This window comes from Streptomyces sp. NPDC020965, from assembly GCF_044333555.1.
Classification (GTDB): domain Bacteria; phylum Actinomycetota; class Actinomycetes; order Streptomycetales; family Streptomycetaceae; genus Streptomyces.
Map to the genome: position 1 here is coordinate 144,725 of NZ_JBIRRE010000015.1, position 14,520 is coordinate 159,244.

At 64.9% G+C, this 14,520-nt stretch carries 9 protein-coding genes; 7 read left to right on the top strand and 2 right to left on the bottom strand.

The window, feature by feature from the left end:
- The first annotated feature begins 18 nt into the window (after nucleotides 1-18).
- The 4 genes from ACH4S7_RS33425 (at nucleotide 19) to ACH4S7_RS33440 (ending at nucleotide 8,143) form a co-directional block, all read left to right on the top strand.
- Nucleotides 19-1,455 carry a dihydrolipoyl dehydrogenase family protein gene (locus tag ACH4S7_RS33425; protein ID WP_398525133.1) on the top strand — a complete coding sequence of 479 codons (1,437 nt, stop codon included), beginning with the start codon at nucleotides 19-21 and terminating at the stop codon, nucleotides 1,453-1,455.
- Nucleotides 1,456-1,868: 413 nt separating this feature from the next.
- On the top strand, nucleotides 1,869-2,540 hold the full coding sequence (locus tag ACH4S7_RS33430; protein WP_398525134.1) for a PIN domain-containing protein: 672 nt from the start codon (nucleotides 1,869-1,871) through the stop codon (nucleotides 2,538-2,540).
- A gap of 385 nt (nucleotides 2,541-2,925) precedes the next feature.
- Nucleotides 2,926-7,329 carry an AAA domain-containing protein gene (locus ACH4S7_RS33435; protein ID WP_398525135.1) on the top strand — a complete coding sequence of 1,468 codons (4,404 nt, stop codon included), beginning with the start codon at nucleotides 2,926-2,928 and terminating at the stop codon, nucleotides 7,327-7,329.
- 1 nt (nucleotide 7,330) lies between these two features.
- Nucleotides 7,331-8,143, top strand: a complete 813-nt coding sequence (locus tag ACH4S7_RS33440; protein WP_398525136.1) for a hypothetical protein — start codon at nucleotides 7,331-7,333, stop codon at nucleotides 8,141-8,143.
- Between the two features lie 34 nt (nucleotides 8,144-8,177).
- On the opposite strand, the gene ACH4S7_RS33445 is transcribed toward ACH4S7_RS33440, so the two are convergent.
- Nucleotides 8,178-8,606 (bottom strand): transposase, encoded by a 429-nt coding sequence (locus tag ACH4S7_RS33445; protein ID WP_398525137.1) that lies wholly within the window; start codon nucleotides 8,604-8,606, stop codon nucleotides 8,178-8,180.
- A gap of 951 nt (nucleotides 8,607-9,557) precedes the next feature.
- On the opposite strand from ACH4S7_RS33445, the gene ACH4S7_RS33450 reads away from it, so the two are divergent.
- The 3 genes from ACH4S7_RS33450 (at nucleotide 9,558) to ACH4S7_RS33460 (ending at nucleotide 12,323) form a co-directional block, all read left to right on the top strand.
- Nucleotides 9,558-10,028, top strand: coding sequence for an ATP-binding protein (locus ACH4S7_RS33450; protein ID WP_398525172.1), 471 nt, complete (start codon nucleotides 9,558-9,560; stop codon nucleotides 10,026-10,028).
- A gap of 77 nt (nucleotides 10,029-10,105) precedes the next feature.
- On the top strand, nucleotides 10,106-10,423 hold the full coding sequence (locus ACH4S7_RS33455; RefSeq protein WP_398525138.1) for a hypothetical protein: 318 nt from the start codon (nucleotides 10,106-10,108) through the stop codon (nucleotides 10,421-10,423).
- A gap of 904 nt (nucleotides 10,424-11,327) precedes the next feature.
- Complete coding sequence (locus tag ACH4S7_RS33460; RefSeq protein WP_398525139.1) at nucleotides 11,328-12,323, top strand: hypothetical protein; 996 nt, start codon at nucleotides 11,328-11,330, stop codon at nucleotides 12,321-12,323.
- A 525-nt stretch (nucleotides 12,324-12,848) separates the two neighbouring features.
- Here the strand turns inward: ACH4S7_RS33460 and ACH4S7_RS33465 are convergent.
- Nucleotides 12,849-14,171, bottom strand: a complete 1,323-nt coding sequence (locus ACH4S7_RS33465; RefSeq protein ID WP_398525140.1) for a glycoside hydrolase family 18 protein — start codon at nucleotides 14,169-14,171, stop codon at nucleotides 12,849-12,851.
- Nucleotides 14,172-14,520: the final 349 nt, after the last annotated feature.

Genomic DNA, 14,520 nt, shown 5'->3' on the forward strand with positions numbered 1-14,520 from the left:
CGGGACCAGACTGTCCCTATGACGGAAGCTGCTGTGGAGTACGACGTCGTGGTGCTGGGCGCCGGCCCGACCGGGGAGAACGTGGCGGACCGCCTGCGGTCCCTGGGCCTGAGTACCGCGGTCGTCGAAAGTGAACTGGTCGGTGGGGAATGCTCGTACTGGGCGTGCATGCCCAGCAAGGCGCTACTGCGCCCGGTGATCGCCCGCGCGGACGCCCGCCGAACCCCCGGCCTGCGCCAGTCGGTCCAGGGACCGCTCGACGCCGAGGCCGTACTGGCCCACCGGGACGACTACACCTCCCATTGGAAGGACGACGGCCAGGTCTCCTGGCTGGAGTCGACCGGCGCCGACCTCTACCGGGGCCGGGGCAGACTCGACGGCCCGCGGAAGGTCGTGGTCGACGGCCCCGACGGCACACGCCATGTGCTCACCGCACGACACGCCGTGGCCGTGTGCACCGGTAGCCGCGCGGTCCTGCCCGAGCTGCCGGGGCTGGCCGACGCGAAGCCCTGGACCAGCCGGGAGGCCACCAGCGCCCAGCGGGTGCCGGGCCGGCTCGTGGTCGTCGGCGGGGGAGTGGTCGGCGTCGAGATGGCCACCGCCTGGCGGGCGCTCGGCTCCCAGGTCACCCTGCTCGTGCGCGGGAACGCGGGACTGCTCCCCCGGATGGAGCCGTTCGTCGGCGAACAGGTCGCCGACGCCCTGACCGAGGCCGGGGCCGTGATCCGCCAGAACACTTCCGTGGCCGCGGTGGAGCGCGACGGGGGCACCGGACCGGTCACCGTGGTGCTCGACGACGGCGAACGGATCGAGGCCGACGAGGTCCTCTTCGCCACTGGCCGGGCCCCCCGCACCGAGGGCATCGGCCTGGAGACGGTGGGCCTGGAGCCCGGCTCCTGGCTGCCCGTCGACGACAGTTGCCGGGTCGAGGGCCACGGCTGGCTCTACGGGGTCGGCGATGTGAACCACCGCGCCCTCCTCACCCACCAGGGCAAGTACCAGGCCCGGATCGCGGCAGCGGCCATTGCGGCACGCGCCCAGGGCGTCCCGCTGTTGGAGACCGACCGCTGGGGCGCCCACGCCGCGACCGCCGACCACGCGGCCGTCCCCCAGGTCGTCTTCACCGACCCGGAGGCCGCGGCCGTCGGCCTCTCCCTCGCGGAGGCCGAGGCCGCGGGCCACCGCGTCCGGGCCGTTGACTACGACATCGCCTCGGTGGCGGGCGCGGGCCTCTACGCCGACGGATACCGGGGCCGCGCCCGGATGATCGTGGACCTGGACCGCGAGATCCTCCTCGGCGTCACCTTCGTCGGCCCGGGGGTCGGCGAGATGCTCCACTCGGCGACCATCGCGGTCGTCGGCGAGGTCCCGATCGAACGCCTCTGGCACGCGGTGCCCGCGTATCCGACGATCAGTGAGATCTGGCTGCGGCTGCTGGAGGAGTATCGGGGGTAGGAGCCGCCGTTAAAGCCGTACTGCGGTCGTCGGGTCGGGCTCTTGAGTGTCCAGAGTGGCATGGGCTCGGAGTAGAGGATCTTCACGTTGCGGAGACCGGCCGCAGCAGTTGTCGATGTTGGCTGAGTCGAGGGTCAGCAACGTAGACAACTGGGAGCACACGTACAGCCGGAAAGCGGTTCTATGCTCCTGGTGTCGGGTTGGGGTACCCGTAAAGTCCTGCAGCGCAGGGGTCGGCCTGACATCATCCGCTGATGATCGTCACCCCGATACCCGGAACCCACCGGGACAACGTGCTCAGCGCTCTGCGATCCGTCTCTGTTGCTATGGGAAACCTGGACTCGCAGCACCACAGCTCGGCCTAGGGCCGTCTCCTGGCTTACCTGGAGTGGGCCAACGATTCCCTGCGCCTATTGGGCGACCAGATCAGTGCGAGCGACATCGATCGTCTGATCAGGACTCGGATGTACCAGTCCCTGTTGGATGGTGTGGGGCATCTAGCAGGCAGTGACCAGCAGCGGTTGGTGAACGGGTTCCTTGCCAACGAGGTTAGGGAGCGCGTAGTTGCTCTGGACGCGGCGGTGGACGCTTTCCAGGGGCAGATGCAGCGTTGGCCAGCTATGACTTCCGTGCTTGTGCTCGACACCAGTGTGTTCATCAAGCATGAGACGAAGCTGGAGGACACTGACTTCTTTATGCTTGCGGGCGCTGGAGCTGAAGCGGTTCGGGTGACGGTGCCGATGGTGGTTGTCGACGAGCTTGACCGGCTGAAGGAGTCGAGGGACAAGCAGGTCCGGTGGCGGGCCGGGTACAGCCTTGCGGTGCTGGACCGGCTCCTGGATGGCAATGAGCGCTTGGGACGGGTGAAGGTCGAGGTGCTCTTCGACAACCCGGGACATGTGCGGCTGCCGGACGAGGACGACGAGATCGTGGACCGGGCCCTTGCCGTACACACGATCGCGGCCGGGTCGGTGCATTTGGTCACGTATGACACGGGAATGTCGATGCGGGCGAAGTGGGCGAACTTGCCAGTGATGAAGCTGCGGACGGATGCGGGTACGGGCCCGGAGCCGGAGAAGGGGTGACCCTGGAGGCCAGGGTGAATTCTCGCGTTCGTGCTCGGCGTGCTCCTGTGGTAGCCGCCCGCCCTGCTACATCAGGCGTGGCCAACCGCGTCGGGCAGTGATCCGCTGCCTGTCTGGAAAACGTCGTGGCTGAGGTCTGCCACATTGCCTAACTCGTAGCGCTCATGGACTCTGGAAGGCTTGCCACGGTGGCGGGCGTTTGGGGGATGTGATGGTACGCCCGGCAGTACGCGATGGCAGCGATCCCAAGGCTGTCCATGACACGCGCGTGTTGGTCGACTGTCTTCAGGAGCTGGTGCGAGGCGCCCACCGGCCTGTCAGGAACTGCAGCAAGTACCCCGAAATAGTGTGGCTTGCAGATGTTCCAGAGGGACTCGTCCGGCGCGTGAAGGACGCTGACTCCCGCATCATGGTGGTGAAGCACCGTCCACCCCTGGGCGCGCCCCGGTTGCCGGCGGTTCTGCAGGGACGCGTATCGGTCGAGGCCGCCGCGGCCGCCGCCGCGGAGCCTCCCGAGCTGCTCGACGACACGGCAATGTTCAGTGAACAGACAGACGCCTTCGCTGACGAGGCCGAGGATCCGAAGGCATTGGATGTCGGCAGCTCAGATGTGCGTAAGGCATACGAGGGCTGGGCCGGCCGATGGAAACGGTGGGCGCAGGAAGAGCTAGCTGCTGCATCGCACCGCCGTCTGCACCAGCAGCTGTATCGGATTGCCAAGAAGATCCAGCAGGACGGTGACTCCTTCGAAACCGTCCTGGCCGTAGGCCTCCTGCAAGTAGGAGCCGAACGAGCTTCGGCTCGGGTGCGCAGGCACATTGTGACGGTTCCTGTCACCCTTACGGTTGATCCAAACTCGGTCAACGTCACGGTGTCTTTGGTGCCGGGTCAGTCAGGTCGCCTGGAGGATGCCGAGTTTCTCAGCGAGTCCGATGGCTACACCTCGGAACTGCTGGGAGTCGTACGCTCTGAGGTGGAGGAAGCCGCCTTCCACCCTTTGTCAGACCGGGCGTCAGAGGCCGTGCGCTCATGGGCCCAGCGTGCCTTCGGTGTCGAGCGAACACTTCCGTTTGACTCCGGCAGCGGGCACCCTGACCTCACCGCCGACCCGCAGACACGGTCACTGCATCATGCGCCGGCGATCATCCTGCGCGAACATGGCCAGCGCTCGGTACTTGGCTTCTTCGAAAGTATCGCGCGAGTCTTGAAGCATCCCGGAGCGCAGGCACCCTTGGGACTGGCGCAGCTGCTGTACGACCTCGAACCCAAGCAACGCACCGCCTGGGGGAGTAGTAAGGGTCCCGTCCCTCCGGCACTGGGCCCGGAACCGTTGTTCCCCATGCTCACCAATGCGGCCCAGATGGACGTGCTGGACAGACTGCAGCATGACACCAGCGTGGTAGTCCAAGGCCCTCCAGGCACCGGAAAGACCCACACGATCAGCAATCTCATCGCGGCGCTCCTCGCGGATGGCAAGAGAGTCTTGGTCACCAGCGAAAAGGGACAGGCTCTCAAGGTACTGATCGACCATCTGCCGCCCAACCTGCGCAGCATGTGCGTGCTCCAGCGCGATCAGTGGCAGGGCGGCAGCTCCGATCTGCGCCAGTCGCTCGGAGCGCTGGCCCACCTGAGCGCGACCACGAACACTGAGCGGCTTCAGCAGCGCATTGAGACCCAGCAGGCTCAACGGCACCAACTTTTGGCTGAACGGGCCAAGCTGCGAGAACGCCTGAGAGCGGTACGGGAAGTCGAGTGGTATGAGCATCCCGAGATCGCACTGGGATACCGCGGCCGCCTCGACGAGATTGTGCAGGCAGCCGAGCGGGGCAATGCTGACTACCAGTGGCTGCCGCCGCTGCCTGCACAGCCAGGGCAGCTGCCACCTTTGGATACTGAAGAGGCTCAGCGGCTATGGCTGCTGGTGACCCAGCACGGCCCAGAAATCCTCGATGCTCAAATTCAGTACTGCCCCGATCCAGCTACCTTGCCCGACCCCGAAGACGTCTCAGGCCGCATCAGGGACATAGAGGCAGCTAACAAAGCCCTCGGATCGGAGCCCGTAACGCCACTAGCCCAAGCCCTGGCCGAACACGGTGACGTGGAGCTTGCGGTGACGGAAGGCCTACTGGAGCAAGCCCAGCAGGCCCTTCAGGGCCTGGGGCTGTCCGCAGACCCTGCAGCGTGGCAAGGGAAGACCTGGCCCACTCGCGCGCTTGAGGACGGCATCGCACGACGCTCGCAACAGATGTGGGACAGCATCCGCAACGCCTCACAGCGAGCCCAAAAGACCCAACAAGAGATCGCGAACGCCTCCTTCCTAAATGTGGAAGTGCCCCAGCTACCCGAAGGCGAAGAACGAGAACTACTGGTAAGCAGCCGAGACGTTGAGAAGTACCTCCTGGAAAACGGTCAACTGAAAAAACGATGGCCCCGGCCAGCTGTTCTCAAACAAGCCCGGATCCTACTCGAACAATGCAGAGTCGAAGGCATGGCACCCGCCAACCGAGAGCAAGTCACCGCGGTGGTGAGCCATCTGGAGATGCGCTCCCATATCCGTACTTTGCGCAGCCGCTGGGCAGGAGTCGGATGGGAAGTCGAGAAGAATACACCAGAGTTACAGTTCTCCGAACTCCTGGACAGGGCCTCCTTGCTGCAGGCCATCGACTGCTGCGTCGCGGCAATCCGCCAAGTCCACACGAGGCTGCTCACCAACGGTATCCCAGTACCTGTCACCACAATTGATCAGTGGCAGAACGTCCGACGAGCCACCGCACAGGCGCGGAATTTGCTACGGGTCAAAGCAGCAGGCCGCCAGCTCAATGAGCTTCTCACCAGCCTTCCTCAGCCACAATCTCAAGGCGTTCAGGAGCTTCGCCAGGCAGCTGATGCCGTAGCTGCCCGCGACGCCCAGGCCTATGCCAACGCACTGCAAGCACTGACGCTGGCGTACCAGCGTGAAGCGGACCGTCGAGAGACAGGGAAACTGTTCCAGCGCCTGAGCGAAGCCCACACTGAGTTGGCACAGGTCTTCGCCTCCGACCCCCTCCCAGGGCACTGGCGTGACCGATTCGCTGCTTTCCCCCACGCGTGGGCTTGGCGGCAAGCACAGGACTTCCTCGACACCGTTCTCCTCCCCGGCCGTGAAGAGCAGCTTGAAGGGGAGCTGGCGCAGATCGAAGGCAGGCTCCACGACCTGGTAGCAAGCCTCGTGTGCGACCGAGCGGCCCTGCACTGCGTGAGCCGCATGACCACGAAACACAAACAAGCCCTGGCCGCTTACGCCAGCGCCATAGCCAATGCCGGCCAAGGGACAACGGACTACGGAAAACGCCACCAACGACACGCGCGCTCAGCCATGCAGACAGCTCAGGGCGCGGTCCCCGCATGGATCATGCCACTCAGGCAGGTAGCCGAGACGATCAGTCCGGAACCAGACTCCTTCGATGTTGTGATCGTCGACGAAGCTAGCCAGGTTGGTCTGAACGGCCTTCTGCTGCTGTGGCTCGCCCCGCGGATCATTGTCGTCGGGGACGACCGCCAGTGCGCGCCCTACTACACAGGCAGCAAGCACGACCGGATCACTCAAATTTTCGATGAACGCATGGTTGCACTTGAACCCTGGCAGCGCGAGGGCTTCGACCCAAAATCCAACCTGTACGAGCTGCTTTCCTCGCGCTTCACCGAAGTGGTCCGTCTCACCGAACACTTTCGCTGCATGCCCGAGATTATCAAGTGGTCCTCCATGCAATTCTACCCCGACAACGAGCTCATCCTGCTGCGTCAGCACGGCTCGGACCGGCTCCCCCCGCTTAAAGTCGTCCACGTACCAGAAGGCCACTGTGAAGGACGCAGAGACAAGCTGATCAACCGCCCCGAAGCAGAAGCAGTCGTTTACCAGCTCTGCCGCCTCACGCAAGACCCGACCTATGCCGACCGCAGCATAGGCGTCATCATTTTGCGCCAAGGTGCCCAGACCCGGCTCGTACAAGACCTCGTCGACCTGCGCATCGACATGCCCGCTCGCGAGCGCCACAACATCCTGGTCGGTACTCCTGAGGAATTCCAAGGCGATCAACGCGACGTCATCCTGCTCTCCATGGTCGTGGACGGCGCCAACGTCATCGCGGCAACTGGTCGCAGCCATGAACGGCGCTTCAATGTCGCAGCCAGCCGAGCTCGCGACCAGATGTGGCTCTTCCACTCGATGACCGTCGACCAACTGAGCAGCAAAGACCTGCGTCGTTCCCTGCTCACCTACATGCAAAACCCGCCCCCGCCCTATACTCACGCCCGTCAGCCGGCCAACGTCACCCCAGACCAGCTATGCGCCCCCTTCGACTCGCTCTTTGAGCAACGCGTCTACCTACGCATCAAGGAACGTGGCTACGACGTAGTGCCGCAATGGGAAGTCAACGGCAAGCGCATCGACCTTGTCGTCACCGGGGGCCACGGACGTCTCGCCGTGGAGTGTGACGGAAGTCCCCACCACTCCACGAGGCAACAGATCCACGACGATGCGGAGCGGGAACGAGAACTGCGCCGCGCCGGCTGGACCTTTTGGCGCGTACGCAGCAGCGCCTTTGCTCTCTCGCCGGAAGATGCCCTGGCCCCTCTGTGGAAACGCTTGACAGACCTGGGCATCCACCCGCGTACCACATCAGACACATTCACGGATGGCGCAGAACCTCGAGCGGCATGGGCACCGGTCGGACTGGCTGAAGCCGAGCCTGTAGAGGAAGACGCGGATCCCTATGACGGTGAACTGGACGACGACAGCGAGGCAGCCTGACATGGAAGATTTCGACGACAGCACTCTCGAAGAACTGGCCGCCATGATCAGCGGTGATGAGGCAGGCATGAAACGCCGCGGTGGCTGGGAGCTGGCGCCCTTCCTCCGCCGGGCCGGCTGGGACGACGTTCCCGATCACGACGGCAGCCCACGACACCCATGGCTTCTGGACCTCCTACGCGAACGTAAGGAAGACGACGCCGGAGACATCGAACGTGTCGTACTGCGTCTGGCCGACCGGCGCGAGTACCAACAACAACCCAGTGAATACACACCTGTCATCGAACGACTCCAGGAAGTCCTGGCCCTCGAATGCCTACGCGTCGACTACCGCAACGGGCGACCCAACCTCGTTGAATACGACCCTGACAACCTACCCCGGCCACAGCGCGTCGAACTCAAGGTCACGATCACCGATATCGTCGCTGATCCCGACTTGGCCCGTGCCGTCCAGCTACGTCTGGACGAGGCGCACACATGTCAGGAAAACGGCGCTTACACCTCTGCGGTCATTATGCTCGGCAGCCTCCTCGAGGGCGTACTTGTACACGCAGCCGAAGTCAGGCATGCTGGCACGCCGCTTTCCAAGCCGTTGCGCGCGGCTGGCATGCAGGATCTTGTTCAGCACGCCCACGTGAATGGGTGGATCGACCAAGACGCAAAAATGGCTTCGGAACTTTTGCGAACCTACCGCAATCTGGTTCACCCGCTCGCCGAGAAGCGAGCCAAGCACAGCGCGGACTTCGACACAGCCGACCTGTGTTGGTCCACCGTGAACGCCGTCCTCAATGACCTGGCGGCCAGTCGCCTCTAGCTTGACTCTGTGGGGGATCTTGGAGTTGCCGAGGTCAGGTGCCCAGGGTTCGCCAGGACTTCAGCCGGGGGGATCTCGTGCTGATCAAGGTAGGTCTGGAAGGCGGTCGGTCGGCGGGGAGAGCGCACTTCTTCGGTCGGTGAGAGACCGCTGAGGCGCTCGATGTTGATGACGATGGCGATGGCTCGGCCAGGACGTGCTGGATGTGGACCTTTTCCTGGACTCGGTAGCGGCAGTAGCGCATGCCGATTCCGTGGGCGAATCCGTTGACGGTGCCCTCGACTCCGGAGCGGACCGTGTAGCGGGTCTTCCACTCGGGTGTCTGTTGCTCGGCACGGATGCGGAGTTGCAGGTCGCGTAGTTCGCGTAGGGGAAAGCCCATGGTGCGGTGGTTTGCGCGGGAGGTGGTGCACTGTGCGTGGGCCGGGCAGGGGTGGCACTGGCTCTTGGTGAACCGTGCCACGATCAGCGGGGCCGCGGTGGGCGAGGAGGTCGGGTAGGGGCCGTGCCAGCCCTGGCTGACCTGCCCCGGGTGGGACGTCCGGTCGTTCTCGGCGAGGCAGTCGTAGCTCGTGGGTGCAGCAGGGCCCGCGTCCGATCGGGCTTGCGTGGCCCTGTTCGTCCCTGCTGCCCGCTTACGCGCGGCCAGCCGCCGGAGTAGCCGTCCGGGCGTTCTTCGCCCGGGTGGTCATGGCCTGGAGCCTGTCGAAGGCGGCGGCCGTAGGGCTGGACGGTTGGGCTTCCGGTTTTCGAAAGAGCGCTTGAGAATCCGCGCGTGTCGATCCGGGCCGGGGACACCCCGGTTCCCGTGTCCGGCATGGCGCAGGCGGAGAGCATCCAGGCGGGAGATCGTCTTGGATGGCCCAGTGGTTGACGGCCTCGTGAATGCGGTTAGACACATCGATGGGCCCGTGTCCCCTGCTTGTCTTTGGCGAGCTATGGCTCCGCAGCTTGAACGGAAGCGGAAGCGAGGTTTGGAACCGATACAGGTGAGTGCGGTTGTAGGTCGTGCCCAGCTGTATCGCGAGAAATGCACTACTTCTCGCGATACAGCTGGGCACGATCGTGCCGAGCCTTCCTGGCCAGTGTCTTCTGGTTGGGTTCAGGCCACTTACTGGAGGTGTCGCAGGGGCTAAGTGCATGTGGTGGATGGCTCCATGGATTGGAGCCCCGCTTGTGCGGGGAAGGATGACGGCTCGGTACGGTCGGCACACCTGGATCGAGGGCCAACCCCGCTCGGGCGGGGATCGCTGCCCTTCGGCAGTGGACGGCACGCTAGCAAATGAAGCCCGCTCTGGGTAGAGGTTGAGTTGAGTCCGAATGAAATGAATCCGTCATCCCGGCAGTGTATTTCGCTTTCCTGAGGGGAAATGTGAGAGCTCTGAGATTTTTGTTGCATCTCTTGTCCATTCGAATGTCGGGAGATGCGTTCCGATGTGCTGGGGAAGGAATCGTTTCAGGTGGCCAGAAGATTAGATTCAGAGGGGCTTACGGGGAGGTGCTTGCTGCTCGGGCCTGGTGCTGCACCTTTCCAGGCACCCTCGAGCAGGTCGTCCGAGCTCGCCATTGGACGGGGGAAGCGCTAGGAGATGCACCGTTCCTGGATGACGCTGTGTCGATTGTGGCGGAGCTATGCGCGAACGCACTCCGTCACACCGCCAGCGGTAAGGGCTCCGGCGTTTTCCATCTAGCGCTGACGGTGTCGCGCTGGGGCGTCACTCTGTCTGTCACGGACCAAGGCGGATCGGTTGGTGTTCCAGAGCTGAAACCCTTAGACAGGGAGTCCGAGAATGGGCGGGGAGTTTACCTGGTCAGTAAACTTGCCCGTCGAGTCGTCATCCGCCGTGTCTCTGGTTGCTACAGGGTCACCGCAGATGTCATCTGAGAGCTCGTAACGCGATTTTGTGACCTGAGGTTCTGCGTCGCTGACACGACTGCCTGCTCGATTGCGATACTTGAACTGTGGACAGCTACCAGGACGCCGCGACGCTTGAGTGGTGGGCCAACCGGGCGGCGTGTCTTGGAAGACTTCGTGTGCGGATCGTGGTCCGTACAGCCGGAGACGACTGGACGTGCGAGGCGACCCTCGAAGCTGCGGAGGACAGGGAGAGCTTCGACTTCCTGATGCAACTCGATCCGTACTTCACCCTGCGCTTCTATGACGCGAGCACGCTGCTGGTCAAGGTCGTCGAAGGAGGAGTCGAGGAACGGCTCTGCCTCACAGCAGCCCGGGCGAATACTGCAGAGCCGACTGGAACCAGGCACGTGCCGCACCAGTAGCCTTAGGGCTTCCTGAGGTGCTGCGCTGCGCGTGATTGTTTGGGGCGCGGTCAGGAGGGGGCCTTCTTGAGGCGTCTCCAGCGGATGAGGCTGCGGGCGAGGTCGACGAAGGCGTCGTGGAGTTCGGTGCGGCGTTCCCAGCGGACGGCGAGGCGTTTGAACGGCGAAGGTCTGCTCCACCATGTAGCGGAGCTTGCCCATGCCTTTGATGTTCGGTGATCCCTTGCGCGGGATGACGGCCAGGATCCGCCGTTGACGCCGCTCGGCGCAGTAGGCGTTGGAGTCGTAGCCCTCGTCGCCGAGCAGGGCGTCGGGCCTGCGGCGGGGCCGACCGCACGGGCGGGATGCCGTCGACTGAGGCAAGGATCTGGGTGACGTCGTTGACGTTGGCGGCGGTCGTGATGACCTTGAACGGAGTGCGGAGGAGCTAGGCGTAGCGGTGCAGTCACCTGCCTGCTCAAGCCGGGACCATGTTCGCAGGCCCGGGTGAATCGTTTTGGCTTCAGGCCAACGCAACCCTTGACAGGTTTGTTCGGCTGGCAGATCTGCCCACGCAACTCGATTCGGCTGCTGATGAGGTTGGTAGTGCCGCCGCCGAGCCGTCCGCCGCGAGTCTCTGCCGACACACCCGTCTCAATCCGCAGCCAGTATCCTTAAGTCCGCTTGTGGCACGTTTTTTTCAGCTATCCGTACTTGTACCCGAGGAGGGAGAACACCTGCTTGCGGCGTGCAGGGGATGCGTCTAACCTGCGGGCAGGAATGGAGCCCGGGACGGTACCTGGGCCACCTCCGGTCGTCTTGAGGTACGGAGCGTCGGAAAGCGCCCTCGCCACCACCTCCCTCCCGCTTCCTGTGCACCTGTTCTGTCCGGCCGTCGTGTGCCGGGCAGCCGAAAGGCGTTTCCTTGACCATCTACTCTCAGCACGCCACTCGTGGAAAGACCCAGATCCTGGCGACCTACCAGGGTCCGGACGGCGTCGTGTCCAAGACCGTCACGAGTCTTGCCGAGCCTCGCCTCGCAGTTCCGGTCGTCGACGCCCTCAATCGGATCTCCGCCTTCGCCACCGTCCCTGTCAGCATCCACGACCGCCGGGAACGGCGTGTGGGCTACTACCCGCGCACGCACCTGCCCGCGCTGACCGACCCTGCCGCCCGCACCGCTCTTCTCGGCGGTGCCCACAGTCTGTGGTACGAGTACGTCTGCCTACGGCTTCACCAGGCACTCGCCGACCTGGAAAGTGCCGTGGTGGCTCTTCCTGAAACGGTCAGTAGGGCGATCCAATCCGAACTGGAGGAAGAGAAGGGCGGGTTGCAGACAGGACTCGCGGACTTCTCGGGAACTTCCTCGAAGGAGGAGCCGGAGACCGAGCGCTGCTGGGATTTCGGGCATCCCTTCGTGAAGTATGACGACGGGCTGGACACCCTGAGCGACGAGACGCGTGAGCAGCTCGACCGACGTGAGTCGGGATTCACCTCGGAGGAGCGGGAGAAGGCGGTCGCCGCCCTCCGGGTGCTGGTCACCGCGCACTCCCAGGGTGGCGGCGTGTGGGCTTCACTCGACGACCCCAGCTGTCGCCTCTTCGCGGAGCCGTACGACTCCGACGGCTTCTACCTGACGATCGAAGCGCCGGAACCAGGCGACAACGAGGCTTCGTGGGAGATCGAGGTCGGCCGTTGGGTGCCGGACGATCCCGAGGAGGAGCCCGGGGACCACACCAGCGCGACAGGCCACCTCGTGGTCGGCTGCGCCCTTCCGGTCGCGCCAACCGCCGAGGAGATCGCTCACTTGCTGAAGTCCGTGGACCGGAAGCCGTTGCTGCTCGCCGAGTGGGCTGAGGCGCCTGCGGGAGTGGTACTCGCAGGGACAGCGATGGTGGTGACTGAACGCTATGACTCGTGATCCGGGTCGGCAAAGAAGCCGTGATGTCGGCGTGATGAGCTGGAGAGGCCCGCCATCACATGCCGAGCGGATAGTTCAGCCGTGGTGGTCACCCCGCAAGGTGACGGCCACGGCTGGACTGGCGTGCTTTGCCATCCCGGAGCGGCCCAGCGCCTGGGGTCGCCCTTGCGGAGGTTGGCGGATACCAACGTCGGCAACCTCAACATTGGGTTCTGGTGGTTGCCGCCTGGCGGCCCGAAGATCGGACAGCAATACGGGAGCTGAGGGCAGCTACGGTATGCCCTTTACGGCGGCTGCTGGAGTCGTATCGGGGTTAGGAACCCCCGTTGAAGCGATACCGAGTCAGGTAGGTCACCGACCCCTCAACGTCGTCCCGTTCGCCGGTACACGGTCGCCGCGGGTCGGTGAGAATCAGAGCGTTGCTGGTGGTGCGGCAGGTGCGATGTGCGGGGAGTCCGCGTGTTCGGCCGCCGCACCCGGTGGCGGCCTGGGTCGCCCCGTCCGCCACCGGGTCGCAGCCCCGGGTCAGCGTCGCAGACCGCGATCCAGCGCAGCGATCAGCGAGCCCTGGGCGTCATCCCCGTCCAGGGACCAGACCATCACGCCGCCGAGACCGTTCCGCTGGGTGTAGCGGGCCTTCTGGGCGGCGGTGGCCGGGGTGTCGTACGTCCAGAACTCGGTGCCGTCGTACTTCCAGGCCGCGCCGTGCTTGCGGTCGGTGTGCACAGCGCCCGGCAGGTCCTTGATGGCCTTGTACGGCAGCTGGCCGCCGCCGCGCGGGGACATGCCGGTGGCGGGCTGGTAGAGACCGTTCTTCGTCCCGGCGGGCACTCCCGTCCAGCCGTAGCCCCAGGACGGCACCCCGAGCACCGCCTTACGGGCCGGCAGACCGCCGGCCAGGTAGTGCCGCACCACCCGGTCCGCGCTGTAGCTGTAGCCGATTCCGGAGGGGTCGGCCGGGTCGGTGTAGAGGTTCGCCTGGTGGTTGGTCGGGCCCTGCGGCTCCCAGGAGCCGTGCATGGTGTAGGTCATCAGGTTCAGGAAGTCCACCTGGCGGGCGACCTTCCGCAGCTCCAGCCGGTCCGCGACGTCGGTGTTGGCGGCGACGGCCGCCGTCAGCAGGTGGCGCTTTCGCTTGCTGTCGCCCAGCGCGTCCAGCTGCCGCCGGAACTCGGCCAGCAGCAGGGTGAAGTTGCGGCCGTCCTCGGGGCGCACCGAGTTGTCCGGCAGACCGTCGCCGCCCGGGTGCTCCCAGTCAAGGTCGATGCCGTCGAAGACGCCCGCGCCGCTGCCCGGGCCGCCTTCCAACGAACCCAGCTGCGGCAGGTTGCCCTTGATGTAGAGGTCGACGCAGGAGGCCACGAACTTCTTGCGCGCGGCGTCAGTGGCGGCCACGTCCGAGAAGTACTTGGACCAGCCCCAGCCGCCGATTGAGATGACGGCCTTCAGGTGGGGGTTCTTCGCCTTCAGCTTCCGTAGCTGGTTGAAGCTGCCTTTCAGTGGCTGGTCCCAGGTGTCGGCGACGCCGTCCACCGAGTCGGCCGCGCCGATCGGGCGCTGGTAGTCGGCCCAGGCATCGGCCTGGTCGGCCAGGTTGTCCTCGAAGCAGGTGCCCTCGGGGGAGATGTTGCCGAAGGCATAGTTGATCACGGTCAGCTTCGCCGCCTGGCCCGAGTCCTGGACCTTCTTGGCGGAGAAGCCGCCGTAGACGCTCCATGCGGTGAAGTAGGCCACACGGTGGCCGGGCAGCCGGCGGCTGTCGTCTTCATCGGCGTGAGCGGTCGCGGGGACCGCGACGAGCGAGGCGAGCAGAACCGTCGCCAGGAACGCGGAGGTGCGTCTCAACATACTGGTGGCCTTGTCTGAGCGGGGTCAGATGGTCTGTACCAATCGCGAGAAGAGGTCTAGTCCATGCCGGGGGGTGCACACAAGAGGCCGGACCACACGAAGTGGCCCGACTATCTTGAGAACTGATGAGGTGTCAGCGACGTAGCGCATACTGCGGAATGCCGGCGATGGCGGCCTTCACGCCGGGCGGCGCGTTGTCCCTGGCGGCGCAGTCGCTGGGCGGTGGTGACCGAGTCGCCTGGCTTGGCCGGCACGCGGGCGTCGGAGATGTCGTTCGCCGGACTCGGGGCCTTGGCCATGCCCTCGAAGTACGGGGGCTCGGGCCTGGGTTCTGTCATCAAATGTCGCG

Bases quoted from the DNA above. Each gene is read 5' to 3' on its own strand.
- ACH4S7_RS33450 (WP_398525172.1), top strand. From the start codon at position 9,558: ATGTCGGGAGATGCGTTCCGATGTGCTGGGGAAGGAATCGTTTCAGGT.
- ACH4S7_RS33440 (WP_398525136.1), top strand. From the start codon at position 7,331: ATGGAAGATTTCGACGACAGCACTCTCGAAGAACTGGCCGCCATGATC.
- ACH4S7_RS33425 (WP_398525133.1), top strand. From the start codon at position 19: ATGACGGAAGCTGCTGTGGAGTACGACGTCGTGGTGCTGGGCGCCGGC.
- ACH4S7_RS33465 (WP_398525140.1), bottom strand. From the start codon at position 14,171: ATGTTGAGACGCACCTCCGCGTTCCTGGCGACGGTTCTGCTCGCCTCG.